This is a genomic window from Rhodothermales bacterium, assembly GCA_017643395.1.
In the GTDB taxonomy this organism is placed as follows: domain Bacteria; phylum Bacteroidota; class Rhodothermia; order Rhodothermales; family UBA10348; genus JABDJZ01.
In genome coordinates, this window is the sequence record JAEPNP010000001.1 from 545,254 (window position 1) to 569,641 (window position 24,388).

Annotated in this window: 20 protein-coding genes; 12 read left to right on the forward strand and 8 right to left on the reverse strand. The window is 64.1% G+C overall.

Going from position 1 to position 24,388, the window contains the following annotated elements:
* Positions 1-61 precede the first annotated feature (61 nt).
* Positions 62-817, reverse strand: a complete 756-nt coding sequence (locus JJ896_02125) for an RNA methyltransferase (protein ID MBO6778426.1) — start codon at positions 815-817, stop codon at positions 62-64.
* 133 nt (positions 818-950) lie between these two features.
* Here JJ896_02125 and JJ896_02130 point away from each other — a divergent pair, with 133 nt between their 5' ends.
* The 7 genes from JJ896_02130 to JJ896_02160 all read left to right on the forward strand — a co-directional run bounded on the left by JJ896_02130 (position 951) and on the right by JJ896_02160 (position 7,797).
* Positions 951-2,258, forward strand: coding sequence for a Glu/Leu/Phe/Val dehydrogenase (locus tag JJ896_02130; GenBank protein ID MBO6778427.1), 1,308 nt, complete (start codon positions 951-953; stop codon positions 2,256-2,258).
* Between the two features lie 40 nt (positions 2,259-2,298).
* Positions 2,299-2,862 carry a hypothetical protein gene (locus JJ896_02135; protein ID MBO6778428.1) on the forward strand — a complete coding sequence of 188 codons (564 nt, stop codon included), beginning with the start codon at positions 2,299-2,301 and terminating at the stop codon, positions 2,860-2,862.
* Positions 2,852-4,519 (forward strand): Ig-like domain-containing protein, encoded by a 1,668-nt coding sequence (locus JJ896_02140; GenBank protein MBO6778429.1) that lies wholly within the window; start codon positions 2,852-2,854, stop codon positions 4,517-4,519. Before JJ896_02135 ends, JJ896_02140 begins: the two co-directional genes overlap by 11 nt.
* Positions 4,516-5,988 (forward strand): NAD(P)H-hydrate dehydratase, encoded by a 1,473-nt coding sequence (locus JJ896_02145; GenBank protein ID MBO6778430.1) that lies wholly within the window; start codon positions 4,516-4,518, stop codon positions 5,986-5,988. The genes JJ896_02140 and JJ896_02145 overlap by 4 nt, the downstream gene beginning before the upstream one ends.
* A gap of 11 nt (positions 5,989-5,999) precedes the next feature.
* Positions 6,000-6,413 carry a VanZ family protein gene (locus JJ896_02150; protein ID MBO6778431.1) on the forward strand — a complete coding sequence of 138 codons (414 nt, stop codon included), beginning with the start codon at positions 6,000-6,002 and terminating at the stop codon, positions 6,411-6,413.
* Between the two features lie 188 nt (positions 6,414-6,601).
* Entirely contained in the window at positions 6,602-7,261 is a 660-nt protein-coding gene (locus JJ896_02155) for an energy transducer TonB (protein ID MBO6778432.1), read from the forward strand.
* A gap of 86 nt (positions 7,262-7,347) precedes the next feature.
* Positions 7,348-7,797, forward strand: a complete 450-nt coding sequence (locus tag JJ896_02160; protein MBO6778433.1) for a rhodanese-like domain-containing protein — start codon at positions 7,348-7,350, stop codon at positions 7,795-7,797.
* Positions 7,798-7,836: 39 nt separating this feature from the next.
* On the opposite strand, the gene JJ896_02165 is transcribed toward JJ896_02160, so the two are convergent.
* The gene (locus JJ896_02165) at positions 7,837-9,489 is read right to left on the reverse strand and encodes a hypothetical protein (protein ID MBO6778434.1); all 1,653 of its coding nucleotides are present in this window, start codon (positions 9,487-9,489) and stop codon (positions 7,837-7,839) included.
* Complete coding sequence (locus JJ896_02170; GenBank protein MBO6778435.1) at positions 9,486-10,760, reverse strand: amidohydrolase family protein; 1,275 nt, start codon at positions 10,758-10,760, stop codon at positions 9,486-9,488. Before JJ896_02170 ends, JJ896_02165 begins: the two co-directional genes overlap by 4 nt.
* A 114-nt stretch (positions 10,761-10,874) precedes the next feature.
* Here JJ896_02170 and JJ896_02175 point away from each other — a divergent pair, with 114 nt between their 5' ends.
* Positions 10,875-12,113 carry a cysteine desulfurase-like protein gene (locus tag JJ896_02175; protein MBO6778436.1) on the forward strand — a complete coding sequence of 413 codons (1,239 nt, stop codon included), beginning with the start codon at positions 10,875-10,877 and terminating at the stop codon, positions 12,111-12,113.
* Between the two features lie 51 nt (positions 12,114-12,164).
* Positions 12,165-12,467 carry a hypothetical protein gene (locus tag JJ896_02180; protein MBO6778437.1) on the forward strand — a complete coding sequence of 101 codons (303 nt, stop codon included), beginning with the start codon at positions 12,165-12,167 and terminating at the stop codon, positions 12,465-12,467.
* A 25-nt stretch (positions 12,468-12,492) separates the two neighbouring features.
* Here JJ896_02180 and JJ896_02185 read toward each other — a convergent pair whose 3' ends face one another.
* Positions 12,493-12,786 carry a DUF493 domain-containing protein gene (locus JJ896_02185; GenBank protein ID MBO6778438.1) on the reverse strand — a complete coding sequence of 98 codons (294 nt, stop codon included), beginning with the start codon at positions 12,784-12,786 and terminating at the stop codon, positions 12,493-12,495.
* 117 nt (positions 12,787-12,903) lie between these two features.
* On the opposite strand from JJ896_02185, the gene JJ896_02190 reads away from it, so the two are divergent.
* Positions 12,904-14,028 carry a hypothetical protein gene (locus tag JJ896_02190; protein ID MBO6778439.1) on the forward strand — a complete coding sequence of 375 codons (1,125 nt, stop codon included), beginning with the start codon at positions 12,904-12,906 and terminating at the stop codon, positions 14,026-14,028.
* Positions 14,029-14,128: 100 nt separating this feature from the next.
* Positions 14,129-16,762, forward strand: a complete 2,634-nt coding sequence (clpB, locus tag JJ896_02195) for an ATP-dependent chaperone ClpB (GenBank protein ID MBO6778440.1) — start codon at positions 14,129-14,131, stop codon at positions 16,760-16,762.
* A gap of 24 nt (positions 16,763-16,786) precedes the next feature.
* Here clpB and JJ896_02200 read toward each other — a convergent pair whose 3' ends face one another.
* Together JJ896_02200 and JJ896_02205 are read right to left on the reverse strand one after the other, a co-directional pair.
* The gene (locus JJ896_02200) at positions 16,787-19,246 is read right to left on the reverse strand and encodes a serine/threonine protein kinase (GenBank protein ID MBO6778441.1); all 2,460 of its coding nucleotides are present in this window, start codon (positions 19,244-19,246) and stop codon (positions 16,787-16,789) included.
* Between the two features lies 1 nt (position 19,247).
* Positions 19,248-19,787, reverse strand: a complete 540-nt coding sequence (locus tag JJ896_02205; protein ID MBO6778442.1) for a sigma-70 family RNA polymerase sigma factor — start codon at positions 19,785-19,787, stop codon at positions 19,248-19,250.
* Positions 19,788-20,140: 353 nt separating this feature from the next.
* Here JJ896_02205 and smc point away from each other — a divergent pair, with 353 nt between their 5' ends.
* Complete coding sequence (smc, locus tag JJ896_02210) at positions 20,141-23,689, forward strand: chromosome segregation protein SMC (protein ID MBO6778443.1); 3,549 nt, start codon at positions 20,141-20,143, stop codon at positions 23,687-23,689.
* A gap of 25 nt (positions 23,690-23,714) precedes the next feature.
* Here the strand turns inward: smc and JJ896_02215 are convergent, their stop codons facing one another.
* Positions 23,715-24,125, reverse strand: coding sequence for a PIN domain-containing protein (locus tag JJ896_02215; protein MBO6778444.1), 411 nt, complete (start codon positions 24,123-24,125; stop codon positions 23,715-23,717).
* Positions 24,122-24,271 carry a hypothetical protein gene (locus JJ896_02220; GenBank protein MBO6778445.1) on the reverse strand — a complete coding sequence of 50 codons (150 nt, stop codon included), beginning with the start codon at positions 24,269-24,271 and terminating at the stop codon, positions 24,122-24,124. The genes JJ896_02215 and JJ896_02220 overlap by 4 nt, the downstream gene beginning before the upstream one ends.
* Positions 24,272-24,388: the final 117 nt, after the last annotated feature.

Consider the following 24,388-nt stretch of genomic DNA (forward strand, 5'->3'; position numbering starts at 1 on the left):
GTCGTCGCGGGGTCAGGCATAGCTGAAACCGGCGGTTCTGCCACAAATCCGGACCAAGAGTTCAGCCCAGCCAGGCGGCCATCAGGATGCCGCCCGCCACCGACACGTTCAGACTCTCCGTGGCGGTGCCGCGACCGGCGATGTGCACGCTCCCGGCACTCGCCTCACGGAAGGCCTGCGACACGCCGTGTGCCTCCGAACCCAGCACCAGCACGGCATCGGGTTCCGGGCGCCATTCCGACAGCGGGACGCCCCGCATATCCGCAATAAACATGCTCCGGCCTGCCAGGAGCCCAACCGGATCCGGGGACCGAACCACGGCCAGGTCCCAAAGACCGCCCTGACTGGAACGCACCACTTTCGGCTGCCACGGATCGGCCGTGCCGTCGGCACAAATCACGGCCTGTACGCCAAACCATGCCGCGGTGCGAATCAAGGTACCCACGTTGCCCGGGTCCTGTACCCCGTCCAGCACCAGTACTGGCCCGGCCGGCACGGTGGCGGGGGCGGGAATGCGCGCCGCAGCCACAATGCCCTGAGACGTCTTTGCATCGCCGATGGCCTCCACATCCCGGGTCGATGCGCTCAGGACCGGGCAGGACGCCATCGCCCGAATCCGGTCCACGCGATCTCCGGACGCAGACACCACCACGTCCACCAGTTCCGCACCGCCAAGCACAGCCGCCTCCACCGCACGCACGCCTTCTATCAGGTACTGACCCAACTCGCGACGCCCCTTGGCCCGCACCAGACTCCGATACTCGGAGCGTCGCCTGCTGGTCAGCGGCCGTTCACCCGAACTGGCATCAAACTTCAAGGTGTCTTGGTATTTCGGTCTCGCCGGGGGGCGGTAGCTTTGCAGATCTGTTCAATCTACCGCGCCGCCTGCACGTTTCCCTCTGTAAGCGCTTCCGAACCGTCTGTGGAAGCCGCGGCGCACCGCACCAAAAATGCCTTTCAAGCGCGACGTTCATTCCCGGTCCGTGTACAAGGAGCCGGCACCCATCCGCGACCATGAGAATCCCTTCGAGGCCATGGTGGAGCGGTTCGATGTGGCCGCCCAGATCCTCGAACTGGATCCTGGCTTCTATGAGTACCTGATCACCCCGACCCGAGTGCACATCACGGCCATTCCCGTGGTGATGGACTCGGGACGCATCAAGGTGTTCACGGGTTATCGCGTGATCCACAACGACATCCTGGGGCCGTCCAAAGGCGGCATTCGCTACGCCCCTGACGTCACCATGGATGAGGTCAAGGCGCTCGCCGCGTGGATGACCTGGAAATGTGCGGTCGTCAACGTTCCGTTCGGTGGCGGCAAGGGCGGCGTAGTCTGCGACCCGCGGGAAATGAGCGTCGGCGAACTGGAACGTCTGACGCGTCGATACACCTCGAACCTGATTGACGTGTTCGGCCCGGACAAGGACATCCCTGCTCCGGACATGAACACCAACGCGCAGGTCATGGCGTGGATACTCGACACGTATTCCATGCACGCCAAACGCACCGAGAACGCGGTCGTTACCGGCAAGCCCATCCAGCTTGGTGGATCGCTTGGCCGCAAGGAGGCGACCGGCCGCGGCGTGATGACGACCGCGCTGGCGGCGATGAACAAGCTTGGTCTGCGGCCCTCCGAATCGACTGTGGCCGTGCAGGGCTTCGGCAACGTGGGTTCTGTCGCCGCGCAATTGATGGCGGAGCAGGGCTGCCGCGTCGTGGCCATTTCCGATGTTTCCGGCGGCTACTACAACGCGGACGGCATCGACATCAGCAAGGCACTGGCGTACTCGGAGTCGCACGGGTGGTCACTGGAAGGGTTCGATGGCGCGGAGACCATCTCGAATGACGAACTCCTGGCCCTGGATGTCGACGTGCTTGCCCCGTGCGCCAAGGAAGACCAGATCACCAGTCGCAACGCGGACAAGGTGCAGGCCAAGGTGATCGCCGAGGGCGCCAACGGTCCGACCACGCCCAAGGCAGACGCCATCCTCAAGGATCGAGGAGTGCTCGTGGTGCCCGACATTCTCGCCAACGCTGGTGGCGTGACCGTCTCGTACTTCGAGTGGGTCCAGGACCGCCAGGGCTACTTCTGGAGCCTGGACCGGGTAAATCGCCGCCTGGACCGCATGATGCGCGTGGCCTTTGATCAGGTCTACGACGTCAGCCAGAAGCATGACGTGACGCTGCGCATCGGCGCGTACGTGGACGCCATCAAGAAGGTGGCCGACGCGCTCAAACTGCGCGGTATCTACGCCTGAACGGCTTTCATCCGCAGGTCGGGGGTCGGATCTTGGCGCCATGCGCCTCCTGCCGCTCCTGACCTGCCTGCTGCTGGCCCTGCCGGCTGCCGCCCAGCCCTCCAACGTGGAGGTGCTGTCGGAAATGGCCGTGGGCTGCATTCCGGATCAGATCACGGGCGATGGGCTCGTGCTCGACCCGCCGTCGCGCCCGCCATTCCTGAGTGGTGCCCTGGTGAGCGCCCTGCAGGCACGAGACGTAACCGTGCTTGCCCCGGAGGGTGCGGCCGCAAGCAACCTGTCCATGGATCTCAGCCGAGCCGCAGTGGCCTACGGCCGGGCTCCCGGCGGCCGCATTGCCCGCACGGTGTCGATGGCTATGGCCGTGCGACTTGTTGTGGATGAAGTCGTCGTCGTGGACAGGCTGTGCGAACCGTCGCGAAGCGATGTGATCTCGCGCGCCGCAGCCGAGCAGGTAAATGAACCCGCCTACCCGGAGACGCGAGCCGACGTGCCGCAGTCGCTCTGGCAACGGGCCGTTCAGCCTGCGGTGATTACGCTCGCTACCGCCGCCGGTACCGTGCTCTTCTTCTCCCTGAGAAGCCGACGGGCCGATGGCGGGTAGGCTGCACCTCGTTGCCCTGCTGGCCGGCATGATGGCTGCCTGCGCGGTGCCGGTGCCGCCCACGGGGGGGCCGCCGGATGATCGACCTCCGGAAATCGTTGATACGACGCCTGAAGACGGCACGACCAGCGTTCGACCGGAGCGTGTGCGCATCCGGTTCGACGAATTCATTGACGGTCGCTCAGCCGCCACGGCCGTCACCGTGACGCCGGAGCCGGATCGCCCACCTGAGATCAGGCCGGGGGGGCGTTCCCTGGATGTGATCTTTCGCGAGCCTCTGCGCGACAACACCACTTACATCGTGACCGTCGACACGGGGCTGCGCGATGCGCACGGCGTCGCACTGAGCGCACCCGTGCGCGTGGCATTCGCCACCGGAGATCGCATCAACCAGGGGCGGCTTGCCGGTACGGTGGTCAAGGCCCTCGACGGATCGCCGGACGCGGGGCTGGACATCTACGCCTATTTGATGCCCGACAGCACGGCGCCAGCCACCCTGCCGGGTCCGGACCGCCCGCCCGACTACCGAACCCAGACCGACGATGCGGGACGCTTCTCCTTCTCCTACCTGCAGGAGGCCCCGTACTTTGTGCTGGGCGTTCGGGATGCAAACCGGAATCGATTTGCGGAGGCGGGAGAGACGCTGGCCTGGCCCCCTGTCCCGGTCGTCGCAGCCGCCCCCGACTCATCCGTCACGGCAGGCACCTGGTACTCCGCGCGCATCGACACCACCGCTCCGGTGCTACGCCGCGCCGCCGCCTTAACGACAGCCCGCATCGAGTTGACGTTCGATTCCGATGTGCGCCTCGTGGATCGGGACGGATCGCGCTGGGAACTCCTGGATACGCTGACCGCCCGCACCATGCCGGTCCTGGACGCCTATCAGCCGCATGACGAACCCCGTCGGGTGGTCCTGCGAACCAACCCCTTTGTAGGCAACGCCTGGGAAATCTGGGCAGACGGCGCGGTGGCCGACTCTGCCGGCAACACCGGAGTGATCGGACCCCTCACCTTCCCTTCCAGCGCTCGTGCCGACACGGCCCAGCTGCGCTTCGAAGGGTTCCGGGTAGACACCCTCGCCGTCGAATCAGGAGTTCAGTTCCTCTACCCGGAGACCCAGGCCGAACTGCTGTTTTCCTTCCCGCCGGACGATGCGGCCTTGCGCCGGGGTGTGGCCGTACTTGACACCAGCGGGCAAGGCATCGACTGGACCTGGAGTACCGAAACAGGCACGGCCGTCGCACTCGGGTTGCCACCCGGCGCTCCCCATCGCATTGAAGTGGACCTGGCCGCGTTTGCAGGCCCCGACTCGCTGGCCTCAGTGACCGTGCAGCCGTCCCCCTCGCGACTGCTTGGCGAACTCGCCGGAACCGTCGATCCGTCGCTGGACTCCGCCGTGGTGCGTGGCTGGCTGGATACACGGCCGCCGCACATTGTGAGGCCCGACTCCTCCGGCGCATTCGTGCTGGATCGGCTGCCGGGTGGCAGCGTGTTGCGCCTGGACCTTTTTCTGGACCTCGACGGCAACGGACGCTGGTCGTTCGGCAGCCTGGCACCGTTCCGCGCGCCGGAGCCCATCGGCTGGCTGGACGAAAGCCCGCCCGTGCGAGCCCGCTGGGAGACTGTTATTCCCGACACGCTGCGCATCGATCAATGAGACCGTTCCTCTCCAGCAGCGCCATGCGGGAGGCCGACCGGCAGACCATCGAAGAGATCGGCATCGCGGGAGCCACGCTCATGGAAACGGCCGGTCGTGAGGCGGTGCGCGCTTTGCTCGAGGCCCGGCCCCGCCCCGGCGCCGTGGGCATCCTGTGCGGCAAGGGCAACAATGGCGGGGACGGCCTGGTCATGGCCCGTGTCCTTGCGGACCTCGGCGTCCAGGCGCGTGTGTGGCTGGTTTCGGACGATGGACTCTCGCTGGACGCGGAGGCCCAGCTGGAAATCCTGAAGCGACACGGGGGCGCTTCATTTGTGCACACCGCTGACCGCATGTCCGGGTGCACGGTGCTTGTCGATGCGCTGCTCGGAACAGGCCAGGCTGCAGCCCCTCGGGCTCCACTCGATACGGCTGTACGCGCCATCAATCAGGCGAACGGGTTTGTGGTGGCCATCGATGTGCCCACGGGACTGAACGCAGACACCGGTGAGGCAGCCGGTGACGTGGTTCGCGCCGACCTCACGGTAACCATGGGTGCTGCCAAGGCAGGCTTGCTGCTCGGACGGGGTCCCGATGTGGCTGGTCGGGTAGTGACGGCAGAGATCGGAATTCCGCCCGGAGTGCTGGCCGCTCTGAGTGGCGAAGCCGGTTCCGGGCATTTGTCGGACGATGCGTGGGTCATTGAACGCCTCCCGGTGCGACCCCGGCAGGCCTACAAATATTCCACCGGGCCCACCCTCGTAGTCGGCGGATCGATCAAGTATCCAGGCGCCCCTGTACTGGCCGCCTCCGCCGCGGCCCGAATCGGCTCCGGATACGTGGTCTGCGCGTTTCCCGAGGATGCCACGTGGACCGGTCCTGCAGAGATTCCGACAGTCTCGCAGGCTGCTCCCGGCGAGTGGCTGGAGCGGGCCAGAGCCGTGCTGGTCGGGCCCGGCCTTGGACGCGGCGAACAGGCACGCGACGTGGTCGAACAGGTGCTGCGGCGGTCGCAGGCTCCCGTGGTCATCGACGCGGACGGATTGAGGGCGGCCTCTGAACTCGGGCGTTTGCAGGGTGAGGCGAATCGCATTCTGACGCCGCATGCCGGCGAATTTTTGCACATGACCGGTCTCGACGCAATGCCGGAAAACCCCGTCACCGCAGCCAGAACCTGGGCGGAGCGCTGGAATGCCGTGCTTGTGCTGAAGGGCGCCCCGACCGTAATCGCCGACGCGACCGGCCAGGCCGTCATCTGTACCGCCGGCACACCCGCTCTGGCCACGGCCGGAACCGGAGACGTACTCGCCGGATTGTGTGCGGGCCTGTTGGCGATGGGCCTTCAGCCGTTTGAGGCCGCCGTCTGTGCCACCCATGTGGGAGGCGCCTGCGCCGAGCGTTACGGCAGACTCCGGGCACCGTCGACCATGATGGCGGCCGACCTGATTCGACATCTTCCGCTGGTGCTCTCCGAGCGCTTGGCACACTGAACTCAGAGAATTTGACCTCGCGCGCAGCCCGGATCCGGGCGTTTATCAAACAGTGGGCGGTACCCTTCGCCGTCGTATGGACGCTGGCCACGCTGGCAGCCCTGTTCGTACCGGGCGACCAGTTGCCGTCGACGGGCCTGCTCGAGTTCGACAAGCTGGCCCATTTCGTATTGTTCGCGGGCTTCGCCGGGCTCTGGATGGTCGCTCTCGGAGACACGCTGCCCAAAGCGTGGCTGTACGTGATTGTTCTCGGGGTCACCTACGGGGTGCTGACGGAACTGGCGCAGGAATTCGTGCCCGGTGGCCGCACCGGAGACCCCCTGGATGCCCTGGCCGACGCCCTGGGCATTTTGGCCGGAACGGGCGCTTTTGTGCTCTGGAGGCGCTTCAATCCGCCGTCGGACGGAGCAACTTTCGACTCCTAGCCGTGTCTAAACAGTGAATTCGGCAGGGCGATCTCCAGTTTCGACCGCCGCGGGCGGCATGCAGCCCCGCCGAAATCTCTTGTTATCAGTTCCTTGGCGCTCTTCCGTTTGCTCCTGCAGGCGGATATATTGGATGCCCCGATTGAAGCGGGCAATCCCGCGCTTCCACTAAAACCCAACCATTACCGATGGCCCTTCGCAAGACCGAAAAGGCTGATCTGAAAACGCGGTATCCGCTTTTCATTGAGGTTGGAATGATCCTCACCCTGGCCCTGCTCATCGTGGCGTTCCGCCTCGATCTGCGCGCTGACAGCGACTTCAACGTCAACCTCGCCGAGCAGGAAGTGGTCCAGATGGAGGAAATCCAGCAGACCCAGCAGATCGAAAGACCACCTCCGCCGCCGCGCCCGCCCGTGCCGGTTGAGGTCCCGAACGATGAGATTCTTGACGACGACGAGCTTGAGCTTGACGTTTCCCTGGACCTCGACGCCGCAGTAGACCTTCCGCCTCCGCCGCCGCCTCCGGCAGACGAGCCCGAGCCCGAGCCCGAGATCTTTGTGATCGTGGAGCAGATGCCGGACCTAATCGGTGGACTGGGTGAGCTGCAGAGCAAGATCCGCTACCCCGAGATTGCCAAGAAAGCAGGTGTCGAAGGCCGTGTGATTGTGCAGTTCGTCGTCAATGAGCAGGGCATGGTCGAGAACCCGGTTGTGGTTCGCGGCATCGGTGCCGGCTGTGACGAAGAGGCCATCCGCGCCGTTCAGCAGGCCCGGTTCACGCCCGGCAAGCAGCGCGGCAAGCCGGTCAAGGTGAAAATGTCCCTCCCGATCACCTTCAAGCTGAAGTGATCTCGAGCAGGCGAACCCGCCTTTGGGACGGGCTCCGGCGCTTGGCGTCGGGGCCCGTCGCCGTTTATGGGGTACTGGCCGGCGTGATGGCCGGCTTCACGCCCGGTTGCGGACCGAACCTGGAGTGGTCCGCTGTCGAGACCATGGTGCGCACCTCCTTCCCCGAGGTCGAGCAGATCTCCACGGATTCGTTGGCCGCACTGCTCGCCGACTCGACTCGCGCGGTTACGCTGCTGGATGTGCGCACAGCCGAGGAATACGCGGTGAGCCGCATCCCCGGGGCAATTCATGTCGACCCCGACGCCGTGGAGCTGCCTGCGGAGGCCACCGGCCTGCTGGTTGCCTATTGCTCGGTAGGGTATCGGTCCTCGCAACTCGCCGAGCGCCTGGAGACTGAAGCCCGCATCGTCAATCTGGAAGGCTCCATCTTTCGCTGGGCCAATGAGGGGCGACCCGTCGAGGGGTCCGGCGGCAAGGTGCATACGTATGATCGCACCTGGGGTCGGCTGCTGAAGCCCGAGCTTCGGGCAGACTAGGCTTTCCCGCCGCCCGCGTGCCTGGCCCGAATTCCGGCGCTACCAGCGCTCGGACGGGAACGGCATCCCCCACTGCAGCTGCAGGAATGGCGTCACCCAGCGATCCAGGCCCGTCTCCGCATCGTCCAGAGACTGGTACCGGAGCGCTGCCTCTGCGAACAGAGTCGGCAACAACTCAAAGCTTACCAGGGACTCCGACAGGATCTGCCGCTGGCGGATACCCTGGAGGATGGCATGTCCAAAGTCATCGTCGCGCCCTGCCTCGTAGTCGATCAGGGGATCGCTTCCGTAGTTGATGGCGCCGTCGTTCCGCCCCCGGCGGGTCACCGCCGTCGTGGAGGCCAGCCGCAACCGCGGTGAGACCTGCCAGTCCAACGCAAGCGTATAGTCCCAGGCGTTGGGACCGGCCGGATGACCAAGCAGGTCGCCAAAATGCACGAACGCGTCAATCTCGTCGTCGTGACTGTACATGAACGGGCGCAGGCGCGCCACCTCCATGCGAGCGGTCAGCCCATCGACCGGCGCAGCATGCAGTCCCCAGTTCCAGACCCATTTGTTGGCCCACCACTCCTTGCCGACCGCATCGGCCTTGAACTCGTCCAGAAGCAGCTCTACAAATACGCGGGCTCCGCGCACCGGTGTCCAGGCGGCGCTGGCACCGAGGAGCACGTTGTCCGGGCTGCCCCGGTCGCGCTCGACCGCTCGAAGAAAGATGACCGGGTTGGCATACGACAGGTCAAACCGCTCCCGCACTTCCAGAGAGTCCGTGGCGAACACCACCGTCTCGAAGATGCTGACCTCAAGGCGCCCGGGCAGGTGCACGGCCAGTCGGTGGGTGGAGCCGTACTTGCGGCGCCGCACCTGATCACCGCGCACAAACCCGGGTGCGCGAGACGAGCTGTACCCGCTGAACAGGCTGACATATTCCAGGCGCCAGAACCGGGCCTTCAGCAGCACATGGTCGAACGCCGGCGCGTAGTTGGACAGGTAGGGACTGGCCAGCGCGTGCCCCCACCGCAACCTGTCCCGCCCGAATCGGGCTTCCAGGTACTTGCCTCTCGCACCGACGACGCCCACCGCGTCCATCCAGTTGTAGACTCCATCCTCCAGCTTCGCAAAGCCCCTTCGCGGTACCGATCCGTCTTGTGAGATTCCCTCGACCACACGCTGGGAGTTCTCGGTGAACCGCCCCTCAAAGAAGAACCAGGGACCGATACTTCCCGCGATGTGCGTTCCACGCGTGTTCTGCCATACGGCCGGAGCATCGTCCGCTCCCTTTCCGGCGGTGCGCCGGCCCAAGCCCCAGGACCCGACAAATATGGGGTTGACGGATACCGACCAGTCGTCATCGGACGCCCCGATCAGATCGTGTCCGTTGCTGTAGAGTCTTGCAAAACGCCGGTTAACCCAGTCGGCACCGGGGCCCGTTTCTGTTCGCCGGTACCGATCCAGCAGCTGCTGATCCACCCGGGACAGGCGCGCGCGGTGCACCAGCAGCGAGTCCAGGTAGCCCTGCGCATCGCCCGCCGACAGGGGCTGATGCGTCAGATGCGCGCCCGGAAGACGTCCCTGAAGCTGCTGCCTGAACAAAAACCGGTAGAGCCCATCGTCCACCTGCAGGACGCCGTCCACCTGCGCCGCAACCGGCAGGGCTACCGCAAGAAGCCCGACCAGGACCAGAACCCGTCTCATTCGCCGTCCCCCAGTTCGTTGCGCACCATCATCCCCCGCTGGATCACCAGAGCCACATCGCGCACTGCGGAGATGTCCTGCGATGGATCTCCCCGCACAGCTACCAGATCTGCGCGAAGCCCGCGGTTCAGCCGCCCCCGATCCGACAGGTCAAAGCGGTCTGCATTCAGCGCCGTCGCGGCGTGCAGTACCGCCAGAGGTTGCATGCCGTACTCCACCATCAGCTCCATTTCGAGCGCGTTCTCGCCGTGGTGGTACACCCCCACATCGCCCCCCATGCCTATCGCTGTGCCCGCCTCCAGGGCGGAGGCAAATGCGACCTTCTTCCGGGCGATGCGCTCCGGCACCGGGTCCATGCCCTTGCGCCAGCCCCTGTAGGAGAGAATGGATTCGACGGCAGCCAGGGTCGGATACCAGACCACGCCCTCTCGCGCCATGAGTGCAAACACCTCCGGCGTGCCGCCGTCCCCATGCTCGATGGTGGTAACACCCGCTTCGATGGCCCGGCGCATGCCCTCGGTCGTCGCCGCGTGGGCTACGGTTTGCCTGCCGCTGCTGGCGGCCGTTTCCACGATCGTTCGCAGCTCATCAACGCTGAACGTCGGCCGCGCTTCCCCGTCGGGGCCCCACCGGTAGTCGGCGTATACCTTGATGAAGTCGGCGCCCTTGCCAATCTGGTCGCGGGTCACGCGCACCAGATCGCCCGCGTCCGCAGGCTCCGCACCCAGCGGCACGCTCACCTCCGGGTGGAACCCTCTGGGGCCGTAGCTGCCGGTAGCTACAATGGCGCGCCCGGCCACCAGCAGATCCGGGCCAGGAATGATGCCTTTGTTGATCGCCGTGCGTACACCGACGTCCGCGTAGTCAGCGCCCTCGGAGCCGAGGTCGCGCATGGTTGTGAACCCGGCCTGCAGGGAGCGATCCACGTGCACGACGGCGCGAGCGACTCGCTCGGCCCGGCTCTCCACGAGAACCTGGTCATTCCAGGACGTCTCGCTGTACGGGTGCAGGAGGATGTGGGAGTGTCCTTCGATGAGCCCGGGCAGCAGCGTATGACGGTCGTCCAACGTGATGCGCTCCGCCTCTCGGGGAACGGCGATCTCGCTGCGTGGCCCGATCTCCGCGATGCGTCCATCCCGGATCACGAGTCGCACGTCGTGTCGCATGGCCTCACCGTCAAAAGCACGGGCCGCATCGATCACGACCTGGGCCTGAACAGGGCCCGGGAGCGCCAGAATCAGGAGCAGAAGCAGAAGGGAGCGAATGCGCATGGCCGGGAGCGGTGGTGGGCCGGCAGAATAGCGGGCCTGCCCGCGGCTAACAACAGTTTACCTGACCCGTTTCGAGCGCCCTCGCGTAGATTGGCGGCAACCTCTTCCGCTGCCATGCCTCTAGACCCTGCGGCCGTTCGCGCTGCGTTTCCGGCCCTCTCCATCACCGACGCAGGACGACCTCGGGTGTACCTGGACAACCCGGGCGGCACCCAGGTCGCGCAGCCCGTGATCGACCGAACCACGGACTATCTCATCCGCATGAATGCGAACGGCGGGGGTGCCTTCGTCACCAGCGTCGAGAGCGACCGCATGCTGGATGAGGCGCACGCTGCGGTGGCAGACCTGCTCGGAGCCTCCTCCTGGCGAGAGATCGTGTTCGGGCAAAACATGACGACGCTGACGTTTGCGATGTCCCGCACGCTCGGTCAGCGGTTCAGGCCGGGCGATGAGATCATCGTCACCCGAATGGATCACGACGCGAACATCTCGCCGTGGCTCCTGCTCGCAAGGGACCTCGGGCTGACGGTGCGATGGCTACCGTTCGACACCGGCACGTTTCGCTACGACATGGACACGTACGCGGGGCTCCTGTCGGCGCGCACGGCGCTAGTGGCCATCAACTATGCCTCGAACGCTCTCGGTACCATCAATCCCGTCAGGCAGATGTGCGCTATGGCGGCCGAGGTGGGGGCGCTGTCCTATGTGGACGCCGTTCAGTATGTGCCACATGGCGTTACGGACGTTCAGCACCTGGGATGCGACTTCCTTGTGTGCTCGGCCTACAAGTTTTTTGGACCCCATCAGGGCATGCTTTGGGGCCGGCAGAAGCATCTGGAGTCACTGCCTGCCTACAAGGTGCGCCCTGCGGAGGACACACTGCCGATCCGCCACGAGACCGGCACGCTATCGCATGAAGGCATCGCCGGCACCCTCGGTACGGTCGAATACCTCGAGACGCTCGGGTCAGGCTCCACGAGACGGGAACGCCTGGTCTCGGCAATGCAGGACATCGCGACCCATGAGCACGCCCTCTGCACGCGACTGATCGATGGGCTTCTGGCCATGGATGGAATCCGGGTGTTCGGGATCACCGACGCTCCGGCAGACCGCGTGCCGACCGTCATACTGGATCCGGGCATGCATGCCCGCAAGGCTGCCGAGCACCTCGCGGCGCAGGGCATTTTTGTGTGGGACGGGGACTATTACGCGATGGAGGTCATTCGCGAGTTGGGCTACCACGACAGGGGCGGTCTCCTGCGCATCGGCCTGGCCCATTACAACACCAGCGATGAGGTGGATCTGGTGCTCGAGACTCTGCGGAATCTGGTGCGAGATCGGGTTCTGGCATGATTTAAGCGTGCTGCTATAGTGGCCGATACAACTGGGGAGGCCCGGAGTCCCATGCGAATCGAATCACTACATCACGAACGCCGCGTCGAACCCGTCGACCGTCAGAACCGCCGCGATCAGCGCCGGAAGGACGAGGAGCGCTCTGAACGTGAGCAGCAGGAAGAGGCCTACATTCTGAACCTGACGCGTGGCGAAGTCGGCAAGAAGTCGCCGTTTATCTCAGGCGCGTACACCCGCATGGGGGCCATCAAGCAGAGCGAGGTCAAGACGATGCCGGAGCCTCAGCCCGGCGAGCGCACGACCTACGAGCCCGGTCCCCGGCAGGCCGGAAGCCGGTTCGATACCTCGGCCTGAAGACCTGACGCCACAGCGCGACGCCTCACAGCGAGATCACGCCCTCCACTCTTCCCGCGGCGTGGTACATGGCAACCACCTCATCGCTCGAGTGCATGGTCATCACGGCGGTCACCGACAGGAAGTTGCCTTTCCGTGACTCACGCACCGCCAGGTCGACCTGACCGAATACCTGCTTCAGTGCGTCCAGACTGCCGGACGGCACGATAAATTTGAACGTGTACGCCGACGGCCAGTCGTTCTGGTCATCCAGCAGTTTCTGGAATCGGTCCCACCAGTCCTGGTCGGACGAATTGCCGCTGTCCTCCTCTTCTGCCATGGCGCGGTCAACGCGAATCCCGCCGATGCGATCCAAATTCCCTGCCCGCATTGCCCTCACCCGGGAGTAACTTCCGAGACCGGCTGAGGTATACCCGGACTCACTTTAGGCAACGCCATGGATCTGCTTCCTGACTGGGCACCCAATTTCCATCCGTTGGTGCTCCACTTTCCGATCGCACTGCTGTTTGGAGCGGCCAGCATGGACCTCATTGGTCTCGTGACCCGGGACCGGGGCTCGTTCCGCCGCATCGCGGATTGGATGTACGGAATCGGAGCCGTCGCCGCAGTAGCCACCTGGTATACCGGTACGCTGGCTGCGGACTCCGTGTTTTTGCCCACCGAGGCCAACGCAGTCCTTACCGAACATGCCGACCTGGGCAAGTACACCATGTGGTTTTTCGGCGGCTACGCATTGCTTCGGGGAGCTACGGCCTTCAGCGCAGCGTCAGCAAAGGCCGTGTTCCGAATCGGCTTTTTTGTAGTCGGCGTTGCCGGGCTTTTGCTCCTGACCCACACGGCCACCCACGGGGCCGAGCTGGTCTTCCGGTATGGTGTAGGCGTGGAGGCCGTGGAGAATCGACCCGCAACGCCGGTGATCCAGCAAACGGAAGGCTCCTCCGGCGTCGAGCTCACGGATACGGGCGTGCTCTGGCTGCCCGCCACCGCGGGCGGCTGGTTGGATGACGTTGAGTTTGTCGAGGGGAGCCGGGAAGGCCTGCGGTCCGCACTGGTCGACGCCGGTGAGTTGGGCGATGTGCTCGAGTTGTCTGCAGATGAGCCGACCCTGTTCCTGTTTGAGCCGACCATCGACCGCCTGCAGGTAGACATGAAGGTGGATCTTTCCGAGTTCGACGGGTCCCTGCTCGTGTCCCACCACGTGCAGGAAGACGGCTCATACGGGTTCACGTCGCTTGGCGGCGGAACGATGCGTCTGGGCCGCACGGAGAACGCGGACCTGCTGGTTCAGGCTACCGAAGCACAGGAAACGCCGGGTTGGCAGGATATCCGCGTGGTGGTGGACGGCACCCACTTCCGGAGCTATGTAGACACCGAGATGCGCATCCACGGCCATGGTGGCGCCTTTGAACCAGGCCGAGTCGGACTGCGCATCAACGGGTCGGGTCCGGTGCGGGTGGCCGTCTTCCAGGCCGTTGATCTCGCTGCTGCCACATCCGGCGGAGCCGCTGCCGACTCGGCAGAACCGGCGGAGGAGACAGCAGCAGACGAGCACCAGCACTGACACGACGGCAGATTCGCGGGATTGGCACAGCGTTGGTCCGGTAGTGGGCAGATCCCCAATTCGTGGATCTGACTGACATTTTGACCGGAATACCCGCTTTATGAATCTGCAGAAGTTTACGGCCAAGGCCCAGGAGGTCATCCAGAAGGCTGTCGAGCTTGCCCAGTCCCGCAATCACCAGGGCCTGGAGCCGGCGCACCTGCTGCACGCCTTTCTCCACGACGAGGGCGGCGTGGTGCCCTCCATCCTGGAAAAGTTGGGGGCCAACCGGGACCTGCTGCTAAACAGGACCCAGCAGGAGCTGGAAAAACTGCCCGTCGTGACAGGGTCGAGCGTCTCGGGGCAGTACGTGGGCAAGGAGGCCAAGAAGGTGTTCGACCGCGCACTGGCCGAGGCCGAGCTGCTCAAGGATGATTTTGTCGCCAGCGAGCATGTGCTCATCGCCCTTTCTGCTTCCGCTGACGGAATCGGCGAGGCGCTGAAGAGCCAGAATGTCTCCAAGGAGCGCATCCTCGGCGTGCTCAAGGACGTGCGCGGCACCCAGCGGGTAACCGATCAGCATGCAGAGAGCCGGTACCAGGCCCTCGACCGATACACAAGGGACCTCAACGAGCTTGCCCGAAAAGGCAAGATCGATCCGGTCATCGGCCGCGATGATGAGATTCGTCGTGTGCTTCAGATTCTCGCACGCCGCACCAAGAACAACCCGGTGCTGGTCGGCGAGCCCGGGGTTGGAAAAACCGCCATCGCCGAAGGGCTCGCCATCCGCATCGTGCAGGGAGACGTGCCCGAGGGTCTCAAGGACCGGCGCATCCTCGCGCTGGACATGGGCGCGCTGATCGCCGGCGCAAAGTACCGCGGCGAATTCGAGGACCGCCTCAAGGCCGTGGTCAAAGAGGTCACCGAGGCCGACGGCCAGATTGTGCTGTTCATTGACGAGATCCACACGCTCGTGGGTGCCGGAGCCTCCGAAGGTGCGATGGACGCCGCCAACATTCTCAAGCCTGCCCTGGCTCGAGGTGAACTGCGGGCCATCGGCGCAACGACGCTCGACGAGTACCGCAAGTACCTCGAGAAGGACAAGGCGCTGGAGCGACGCTTCCAGATGGTGCTTGTCGCCGAGCCCAGCCAGGAGGATACCATTTCGATCCTTCGGGGCATCAAGGAGCGCTACGAGGTGCACCATGGCGTTCGCATTACGGACGGCGCGCTGGTGGCAGCTGCCCAGCTGTCCAGCCGCTACATCACCGACCGGTTTCTGCCGGACAAGGCCATCGATCTGATCGATGAGGCCGCGTCACGGCTGCGCATCGAAATCGACTCCATGCCGGAGGAACTGGATCAGCTGGAACGCCAGATTCGCCAGCTCGAAATCGAGCGGGAAGCCGTCAAGCGCGAGAAAGATGAAGCCAAACTCTCCTCGATCGGGGAGCAGCTGGCCAACCTCGAAGAGAAACGCACGGCGCTGCGAGCCCGCTGGCAGCAGGAGAAGGAGCTCATTCAGGAGCTGCGCGCCGCCAAGGAGGAGATCGAAGAGGCGCGCCTGGAGGCGGAGACGCTGGAGCGCAAGGGCGAGTACGGCGAAGTCGCCGAAATCCGGTACGGCAGGATTCCCGAGCTGGAACGGGCCGTCGAACAGACCAAGGAGCGCCTGCTTTCTATCCAGTCGAACGGCGCGCTGCTCAAGGAAGAGATCGATGCCGAAGACGTAGCCTCGATTGTTGCCCGCTGGACCGGGATTCCGGTCTCCCGCATGCTTGAGAGCGAGCGGGCCAAGCTGCTGCGCATGGAAGAGGAACTGGAGGGTCGCGTGATCGGCCAGCCGGAAGCCATTTCAGCCGTCTCCAATGCCGTACGTCGTGGCCGCGCGGGGCTGCAGGAAGAGAGTCGCCCCATCGGCTCATTCATCTTCCTGGGCACCACCGGAGTCGGCAAGACCGAGCTGGCGAAGGCGCTCGCCGAATTCCTGTTCAACGACGAGCACGCCCTGGTGCGCATCGACATGAGCGAATATCAGGAGCGACACGCGGTGTCTCGCCTGGTTGGAGCGCCTCCCGGATACGTGGGCTATGAAGAGGGCGGCCAGCTGACCGAGCAGGTCCGACGCCGTCCCTACGCCGTGGTCCTGCTCGATGAAATCGAAAAGGCGCATCCCGAGGTCTTCAACATCCTGCTCCAGGTCCTGGACGATGGGCGCCTGACCGACAATCAGGGTCGCACGGTGGACTTCAAGAACAGCATCATCATCATGACGTCGAACCTCGGCTCAGAGGTGATCCGTGAGCGCATCGACGCCCTCGACGGAGACCTGTCTGATGCCGCCGAGGAACGCCTGAAGGATGAGGTGATGACGCTGCTGAAGGCACGGCTGCGGCCTGAATTCCTGAACCGCATCGACGAAACCGTGGTTTTCCACCCGCTGAACCGGGAGGCCATCGGCCGCATCGTGGACCTGCAGGTCGAGCACGTGCGCGGGCTGGCCGCGCGCAGTGCCGAGGTTGAGCTGGAGGTCACCGACAGTGCGCGCCACTGGCTTGGAGACAAGGGCTTCGACCCGGTATTTGGCGCGCGGCCGCTGAAGCGTGTCATTCAGCGGGAGGTAACCAACAAGCTCGCCGAGGAACTGCTGTCGGGGTGGATTCAGGCAGGAGAAACTATCCGCATCGATCTGGCGGACGACGGGTCCGGCCTCACGTTCGAGACGCTGCCACACGAAGAGCCCGCAGAAGCCTGACGGCGTTGGCTTGTCCGGTGAGGTCTAGTACAGGCCGCTCCGCGCTTCCTGTCCGGTCTCGGCGTACAACCGTTCCAGTGCCTCGCGCGCCTGCGTGATCCATCCGTGTGTCGGAGGAAGACCCTTGCGATAGACCTCCATCGCCTGGATGAGCTGACGCTCGGCTTCGACGGTCTCACCCGTGTCGATCAGCAGGTTTGCCAGGATGGCCCGGTCACGTCCCACATAGGGGTGATCCGGCCCAAGCGTGTCCAGGTGGCGCGCCAGCGCCTCGCGGAAGAGACTTTCGGCTTCCTCGGTTCGGCCCTGGGCGTAGAGCGCACGGGCGATGTGGCTGACGGAATTCCCGACCAGGGTGTGCCGATCACCATACACCTTCTGCTTCACCTGGAAGCCCATGCGATGCAGCTGCTCGGCCTCGGCATACTGGCCGGTATCCTGCATGAACGCGCCAATGTTTGTGTACATCGAACCCACGTTCGGGTGCTCCTGGCCCAGAACATCCAGGAAGATGTCCAGCGACTCCCGATAGGCCTGCTCCGCTTCGGCCAGCAGATCGCTTGAGTCCTGGATCAGACCCAGCTCGTGTTTGATATACGCCAGACTGCTGAGGAACTCTCCGTACTCAAAGTTTCGCACCCCCTCCGTCTGCCGGACCGTCGCAAGGGCTTGCTCCAGCAGGGGGACCATTTCTTCGGCGCGGCCCGCGTGGGTGTACGGAGCGGTGAGGGCGTTGTAGGAGCGGGCCACCTCCACCCCGCCAGGACCTTCCTCTTCAAGGCGAATGGCCAGCGCCTCCTCATGCAAATCCTTGGCTTCCTGCCAGTCGCCCCGCCAATCGCGCTGAATGCCGAGGTGAAAGAGACTGGCGGCCAGGTCCATGGGCGGTGTGTCGGGGTCCGCGCGACGCATGGCCAGTGAACGTTCGAGCAGTCCGCCCGCGGCCTCCAGGTTGCCCATTTCGCGATAGGCGATGCCCAATTCCATGAGCATATGGGAGTGCACCTCCGGCTGTCCTGCAAGCTCCTGATCCACCTGCGCCACGGCCCGGTCGACGAGTTCGTTGACCGTGACGTCCCGGCCGCCGGACAGGTCGGGGTCGGCCCACTGGAAGGTGCCGACCAGGAATCGACTGACCTGCTCGGTCTTTGTTGCGGCCATCGCAATGCGCTCTGCCTGCTCTCCCGTGACGAGCGCAAAGCGCACAGCCAGCACGGTCACCGCAATCATGAGCGCGATCAGCGCCGCGGAGGCGGCGACCCCGACCTTGTGGCGCTGGACGAATTTGGAGGCCCGGTACCCGAGCGTATCTGCCTGTGCCGACACGGGTAGACCCTCCAGAAAGCGGCGCACATCTTCCTGCAGCAGGTCTACCGACGGGTAGCGGCGGTCCGGCTCCTTCCGCAGCGCCATGAGCACGATGCGGTCCAGGTCTCCCGACAGCGTCTTCCGCAGCGCGTTGACGTCGTCCCGGTGAGTGCGCTTCTTGACAGTCTCCGGAGACACCTGACTGATGGCAGTACTCGGGCGCTCCGGATCCTTGGTCAGGATGATGTCCTCGATCTCCTTCCGCGTGCGACCGCTCGTATCGTGCGGGCGCGACCCGGTAAGCAACTCGTAGAGCAGAATGCCGAGTTGGTAGACGTCACTCGCCGTCGTGACCGCACCGCCCCGCATCTGCTCCGGTGAAGCGTATTCGGGCGTCATCACCCGCATGTCGGCCTGGGTCATCGGAACCGTGTACCCGGCCAGATTCGGATTCAGCACCTTGGCGATGCCGAAGTCGAGCAGCTTCGGCCGCCCGTCCGGCGTGACCAGAATATTCGAGGGCTTGAGGTCACGGTGTACGATCAGATTCTGATGCGCAAACTGAACCGCCGCGCACACCTTGCGGAACAGCTTGAGTCGCTCGCGCACCGGCATCTTGCGCGCATCGCAGTACTCGATGATCGGCTCTCCCTCGATGTACTCCATGACGAAGTATGAGAGGCCGTCTTCGGTGGCACCACCATCCAGCAGTCGGGCGATGTTGGGATGCGCCAAACTGGCAAGGATGCGACGCTCCTGCCGAAACCGGTTGAGGATCTCGTCCGTGTCCATGCCACGACGGATCACCTTGACAGCCACGTACCGGGTGTAGGACTCATCGTCACGCACGGCGAGGTACACCTGGCCCATGCCGCCCCGACCGATCGGTCGTTTGAGCCTGTAGGGCCCGACATGTGTGCCGATCAGGTTGTCCTTGGGCTCGGCGGCCTTGCGCACGGCAGAGCGCATGTCACCCAGCAGTTCAGGCTGCTGGTTCTCGAGGAAAGTGCCAGCTACCTCGCCCGCACCAAGCATGGCCATGACCTCCTTTCGCAGCGCCTCGTCAGCCCCGCATGCACGCGCCACAAAATCGGCCCGCTCCGCTTCAGGAAGGTCCAGTGCGCCGTCAACAATCGTATCGATGCGCTTCCACTGCTCTGTCGACACCCGCTTCACGTCAGCTTTCCTCCTCTCCTTTTAGCGCCAGATACAAGAAGCTCTTTGCCTTGAACCAGTCCCGGTCCACCGTGCGGGAAGACAGGTCCAGGGCGACCGCAATTTCCTCTACCGACATCCCGCCATAGAAGCGCATTTCCACGATCTGCGCCATTCTCGGGTTCAACTGCGAAAGTCGGGTCAGGGCGTCCTCCAGGTCCAGCAGGTCCAGGGACCTGGCGTCCTCGTAGAGCACGCCACTCACCAATTCGGTGCGATGGGCGTCGCCACCTCGTTTCTGCGCCCGATTTGCCCGGGCGTGATCCACCAGAATCTGACGCATTGCCCGGGCCGTGACCGCAAAGAAGTGCACGCGATCATTCCAATCAGCCTCGTTGTGATTGAACAGCTTCAGATAAGCCTCATGCACGAGACCAGTCGTATTGATGGTCTCGCCGGGGCTCCGGAAGCGTAGCTGTCTGTGCGCCATGGCATGCAGCTCGTCGTAGACGAGTGCAAATAACTGTCCGGAGGCGCCTTCGTCGCCGTCGCGGTGCTGCACCAGCAGCTGTGTTACTTCGTGCTGGATAGACAAGGGGTGGGGAGAAAAACGGACTTGTCTCGTTATTGTATACGTAGAGAAAGACCTCCTTTCAATGGCAGTTAGACACCTTTCTGCAGGCGGCTTCCGTTGAGGCCAAGGTAGCACCGAAACCGGTCTGGTCCGGCGCTGGTTCGGACGCAATAACGGAAGTACCAATTGCGGTGGACAACTACACGGATCGTAAACCCCTGCATTTGTTCCGGTTAGGGAACCAGAAGTACCCACCTGTCGTGTGGAAAAGACGACCTTGCAAAACGGCTTTAGGCACCGTTTCATTAGTCGATTAGGCCTGTTCACCATCATCGCCCCCCATGTATCTGAGTAAGCTGGAGCTTCACGGCTTCAAGAGCTTCGCAGACCGCACGGTAGTCAATTTTGCCCCCGGAATAACGGTGGTGGTTGGACCGAACGGATGCGGCAAGTCCAATGTGGTTGATGCCGTTCGCTGGGCAATCGGCGAACAGCGGGCCCGGATTCTGCGCTCGGAGAAGATGGAGAACGTCATCTTCAACGGGGCCGGGAATCGGAAGGCGCTCGGCGTGGCCGAGGTAATGCTGACCATCGAGAACAACCGCGGTGTCCTGCCCACGGAGTACAACGAGGTCACGATTGGACGCCGGCTCTACCGCTCGGGGGAGTCCGAGTACCTGCTGAACGGAACGCAGTGCCGGCTGAAGGACATCACGGATCTGTTTATGGATACCGGCATGGGTGCCGGGGCCTATTCCGTGATTGAGCTCAAGATGATTGAAGAGCTTCTTTCGGACAACGCCGTGGATCGTCGGCGCCTGTTCGAGGAAGCTGCCGGCATCACCAAGTACAAGATTCGCAGAGCCCAGACGCTGCGCAAGCTGGGCGCGACTCAGGTCGACCTTACGCGCGTGCGCGACCTGACCGAGGAGCTTCAGAAGCGCGTGCGCTCTCTGGAGCGCCAGGCCAAGAAGGCGTCCAGGTTCAAGACGCACAAGGAGCGCCTGTCCGCCCTGGAACTCGCACTTGCACAGACCCAATACGATCATCTCACGGGAGAGACTGCGCGAATTGGCGATTCTACGGCGCGACTGGGCGACGTGCTGGAGGCAGACGGTGCCCGCCTGGCCGAGCGGGAAGCCGAGCACGAAAACCTGCGCACTCGGCACATTGAGCGTGAGCAGGCGCTTGTTGCTACGCAAACCCGTCTTAGCGCCCACGTCGAGAAGCTTCGGGCAGCCCAGTCTGACGAGCGGCTGATTCGGGAACGTCTCGCGGTTATCGAACGAGACATACAGCGCCTGACGGAGGATCAGAAGAACGCGGAGCATCGCGCAACGCACCTGACGGAGTCTCTGGAAGTGCTGCAGGTGACGATCGCGGGCGCACAGCCGGCCACCGAGGAGGCGGAGAAGGCGCTGGACGTTGCACGTGCCGAACGGGACCAGGCGGTCGCGGCAGTCGAATCGCAACGAAAGCGCGTTCAGGCTGCCCGCACGGAAGAACGACAGGCCTCAGATGCCTTGTCCGATCTGCGCCGAAACCTTGACCGGTCCTCCTCCCGCGTAGAGATGATGCAGGAGGAACTGGCCGGGCTGGATGAGCGGGAGTCCGCCCTCAAGGATCAGGTTGACACGGCCGCGCGAAACGCAGAGGCAGCCGAAGCAGCGAAGGCTGAGGCAGAGGCTGCCGTGGAGGCGGCCCGCGCCGCAGTGGACGATTCCGTCGCTACCAAGGAGTTGCGCCAGGCGAAACTGTCCGAGGCACGGCAGACTCTGGCGGATGCCCAGCGTCGCATGGACGCAGCGCGCGCAGAGACGGGGCTGCTCGAAAGCCTGCTGGCCAGTTTTGACGACTTCTCCGAGTCGGTACAGTTTCTGGCCGGGAACGATGATTGGTCCGAGCATGCGCTGGCCACCGTGGCTGACCTGATTGGGTGTGACCCATCGCACGGCCCGGCGGTTGAGGCAGCCCTGGGTGATTTTGCGTCCTGTCTGGTGGTGCACACGCAGGAAGAAGCCCACAGGGCCATCGCCAAACTGCGCGACTCGGAAAAAGGGCGCGCCACGTTCATTGTGTTGGACCGGCTTCCGGAGGTTTCCGTCTCGGCGCCGCCCTCCTCGGAGGCTCGACCGCTTACCGATCTGGTGCGCGTCGAATCGGCGTACGGCCGGCTCGCTCGGGTGCTGCTGGGCGACTGCTACCTCGTCGAGGACCTGGACGCCGCGCTGAGGCTGTCCGGCCCCGGCGCGCGCTGTTTCTCGCCGTCCGGCGAATGGGTGCGCGACGGTGGGGTGGTGTGCGGCGGCAGCGCAACCAGCGGCGAGACCGGCTCCGCCCGTTTTGGTCGCCGCGAGCAACTCGAGCGTGCTCGGACCGACCTGTCGGCGGCCGAGCAGGATGTGGCACGCCTGCAGCAAGAGGCGACGAGCGCGCAGCAGGCCCTTGCGGCTGTCGACCTCCCGGCAGCGGAGCGCGCTTTGAGGGACGCGCTGAGTCGCGCTTCCCAGACCCGCTCGGCCGGTGACCGGGCCGCCATGGAGCGTGACAACGTGACGCGGCGAATCGATGAATTGCTGCGGCGTCGAAATGAACTCTCTGAAGCCGTTGACGCCTACAGACAGGACATCGCATCCCGATCCGAGGCCGTCTCCGGTGCACTCGAACGGGTTGGACACATCGAGACCGTTCGGACCAGGGAAGAGGAGGCATTCCAGTCGCTCGAGGCCGCTGGCCGGACTGCTATCGGCAGCTACAGCGAAGCCAAGGTGACGGCTGTTCAGGCGCGCAACCATCTGGAAAACCTGGACCGGGACCTGTCGCGCGTCGAGGAGGAGATTGTGCGCCTGGAGCAGGGCCGCGAAAACCGTACGGCACAGATTGCAAATCTCGAACAGCAGAAGACGGAAGCTGTCGACCGCATCGAATACCTCGAGGAGGCGATCGACCTGCTGGAGCAGGACAAGGTCTCGATTGAACGGGAGGTACTGACTGCCAAGGATGCTCTGAGCGAAATCAAGGTGGCGATCTCCGAACTGGACGTCGCCCTGCGGGACCTCCGCCGAACACGCGAGCAGCACATTCAAGAGCAGAACGCGCTCAACGTGAAGGCCGCTGATCTGGAGGCTCGCACTGAAAACCTTCTGGCTGCCACCCGAGAGGACTTCGAGATCGATCTGACCGAGACGCGAATCGAGCCGCCCGAAGACTTTGAAGCGTCCGCAGCGAGAGAAGAGGTGCGGGAGCTGCGACAGCGAATCCGCAACCTGGGACCGGTCAACGAGCTCGCCCTGGAGACCTTCGAAGAGGAGAAGGAGCGCCTCACGTTTATGGAGACGCAGCTTGCCGACCTGGAGAAGGCGGAAGGCACGCTCATGGAGACCATCTCCGAAATCAATACAACGGCTTCTGAGCGCTTCGAAAAGACCTTCGCGGCGATCCAGGCCAACTTCTCGCAGCTGTTCGAGCACCTTTTTGGCGAGAATGCCAGCGCCCGCGTCGTGCTGCAGAATCCGGACGACCCACTGGAATCCGACATCGAGATCTTCGCGAAGCCGCGTGGCAAGAAGCCCTCGGTGCTGGCGCAGCTGTCCGGAGGCGAGAAAACCCTCACGGCCATTGCTCTACTCTTCTCCATCTACCTCGTCAAACCCAGCCCCTTCTGCATTCTGGACGAGGTGGACGCGCCGCTCGACGATGCCAACGTGGACCGTTTCATGGACCTCATCCGGTCCTTCGCAGACTCCACGCAGTTCGTTCTCGTGACGCACAACAAGCGCACGATGGAAGCGGCTGACCGCATGTACGGCATAACCATGCAGACGCAGGGAGTCAGCCGTCTCGTGGGTGTCGAGTTCGACAAAGACCCGGAAATGGTGTTGGTGGCGTAGGCCTCAGAGGTCCGCAGCCGTCACGCTAGCTCGGCGGCATCAACGCGGGTACCCTTCTTCGTCGACTCAGCCGGTATACGCCGAAGTCCCTCACGTCGGTTGTACATACGATGCGGTTTGCATCCTCGTCTGCCAGCGCAAGCAGGGTCGCATCAGCCACACTGGCGATGTCCTGGTACTTCCGTAGATAGTCCCGCGCTGCATTCGGCATGGGTAAAAGCCTCACCTGCAGTGTGGCCAGGAGGTCCAGCAGTTTCTCCGCGGCACCCCCGCCGCGCTTTGCAAGAAAACAGGCTTCCGAGAGCACGGACTCGCACGTCGCGATGCCCCCGTCCAGATGATCCAGGGTCTCCGTGGCCCATTGGTGGTGCCGGTCGCGCCGGTTCATGACGGCAACCAGCGGCCCCGCATCAATCAAATAGGTGCGGCCAGTCACTTTCCGTATCCCTCCAGATAGCGCGGATCCGTGGAGAGGTCGGTCGGCCCCTCGAAGCTACCGACCAGGTCCTCTCTGCCCTGCAGGCGGCCGGACAGCTTCACCGGCAGGCGTTCCGTCTCCAGCATGCGAGCTACAGCTTCCATGATGGCGCCTTTCATACTCGACCCAAGCGCCGCGGCCAATCTCTCAATCTGTTGTCGTTCGTGTGGGGCAAGCCTCATCCCGAAAGTCTCTCCACCGGACATTGTAGCAACATGTTT

Excerpts from the sequence above, each read along its gene's own strand:
- clpB (MBO6778440.1), top strand. The coding sequence starts at position 14,129 with ATGAATCTGCAGAAGTTTACGGCCAAGGCCCAGGAGGTCATCCAGAAG.
- JJ896_02160 (MBO6778433.1), top strand. The coding sequence starts at position 7,348 with ATGGCCGGCTTCACGCCCGGTTGCGGACCGAACCTGGAGTGGTCCGCT.
- JJ896_02190 (MBO6778439.1), top strand. The coding sequence starts at position 12,904 with ATGGATCTGCTTCCTGACTGGGCACCCAATTTCCATCCGTTGGTGCTC.
- smc (MBO6778443.1), top strand. The coding sequence starts at position 20,141 with ATGTATCTGAGTAAGCTGGAGCTTCACGGCTTCAAGAGCTTCGCAGAC.
- JJ896_02185 (MBO6778438.1), bottom strand. The coding sequence starts at position 12,786 with ATGGCAGAAGAGGAGGACAGCGGCAATTCGTCCGACCAGGACTGGTGG.
- JJ896_02220 (MBO6778445.1), bottom strand. The coding sequence starts at position 24,271 with ATGGAAGCTGTAGCTCGCATGCTGGAGACGGAACGCCTGCCGGTGAAG.
- JJ896_02175 (MBO6778436.1), top strand. The coding sequence starts at position 10,875 with ATGCCTCTAGACCCTGCGGCCGTTCGCGCTGCGTTTCCGGCCCTCTCC.
- JJ896_02140 (MBO6778429.1), top strand. The coding sequence starts at position 2,852 with ATGGCGGGTAGGCTGCACCTCGTTGCCCTGCTGGCCGGCATGATGGCT.
- JJ896_02165 (MBO6778434.1), bottom strand. The coding sequence starts at position 9,489 with ATGAGACGGGTTCTGGTCCTGGTCGGGCTTCTTGCGGTAGCCCTGCCG.
- JJ896_02170 (MBO6778435.1), bottom strand. The coding sequence starts at position 10,760 with ATGCGCATTCGCTCCCTTCTGCTTCTGCTCCTGATTCTGGCGCTCCCG.
- JJ896_02145 (MBO6778430.1), top strand. The coding sequence starts at position 4,516 with ATGAGACCGTTCCTCTCCAGCAGCGCCATGCGGGAGGCCGACCGGCAG.
- JJ896_02135 (MBO6778428.1), top strand. The coding sequence starts at position 2,299 with ATGCGCCTCCTGCCGCTCCTGACCTGCCTGCTGCTGGCCCTGCCGGCT.
- JJ896_02130 (MBO6778427.1), top strand. The coding sequence starts at position 951 with ATGCCTTTCAAGCGCGACGTTCATTCCCGGTCCGTGTACAAGGAGCCG.
- JJ896_02155 (MBO6778432.1), top strand. The coding sequence starts at position 6,602 with ATGGCCCTTCGCAAGACCGAAAAGGCTGATCTGAAAACGCGGTATCCG.
- JJ896_02180 (MBO6778437.1), top strand. The coding sequence starts at position 12,165 with ATGCGAATCGAATCACTACATCACGAACGCCGCGTCGAACCCGTCGAC.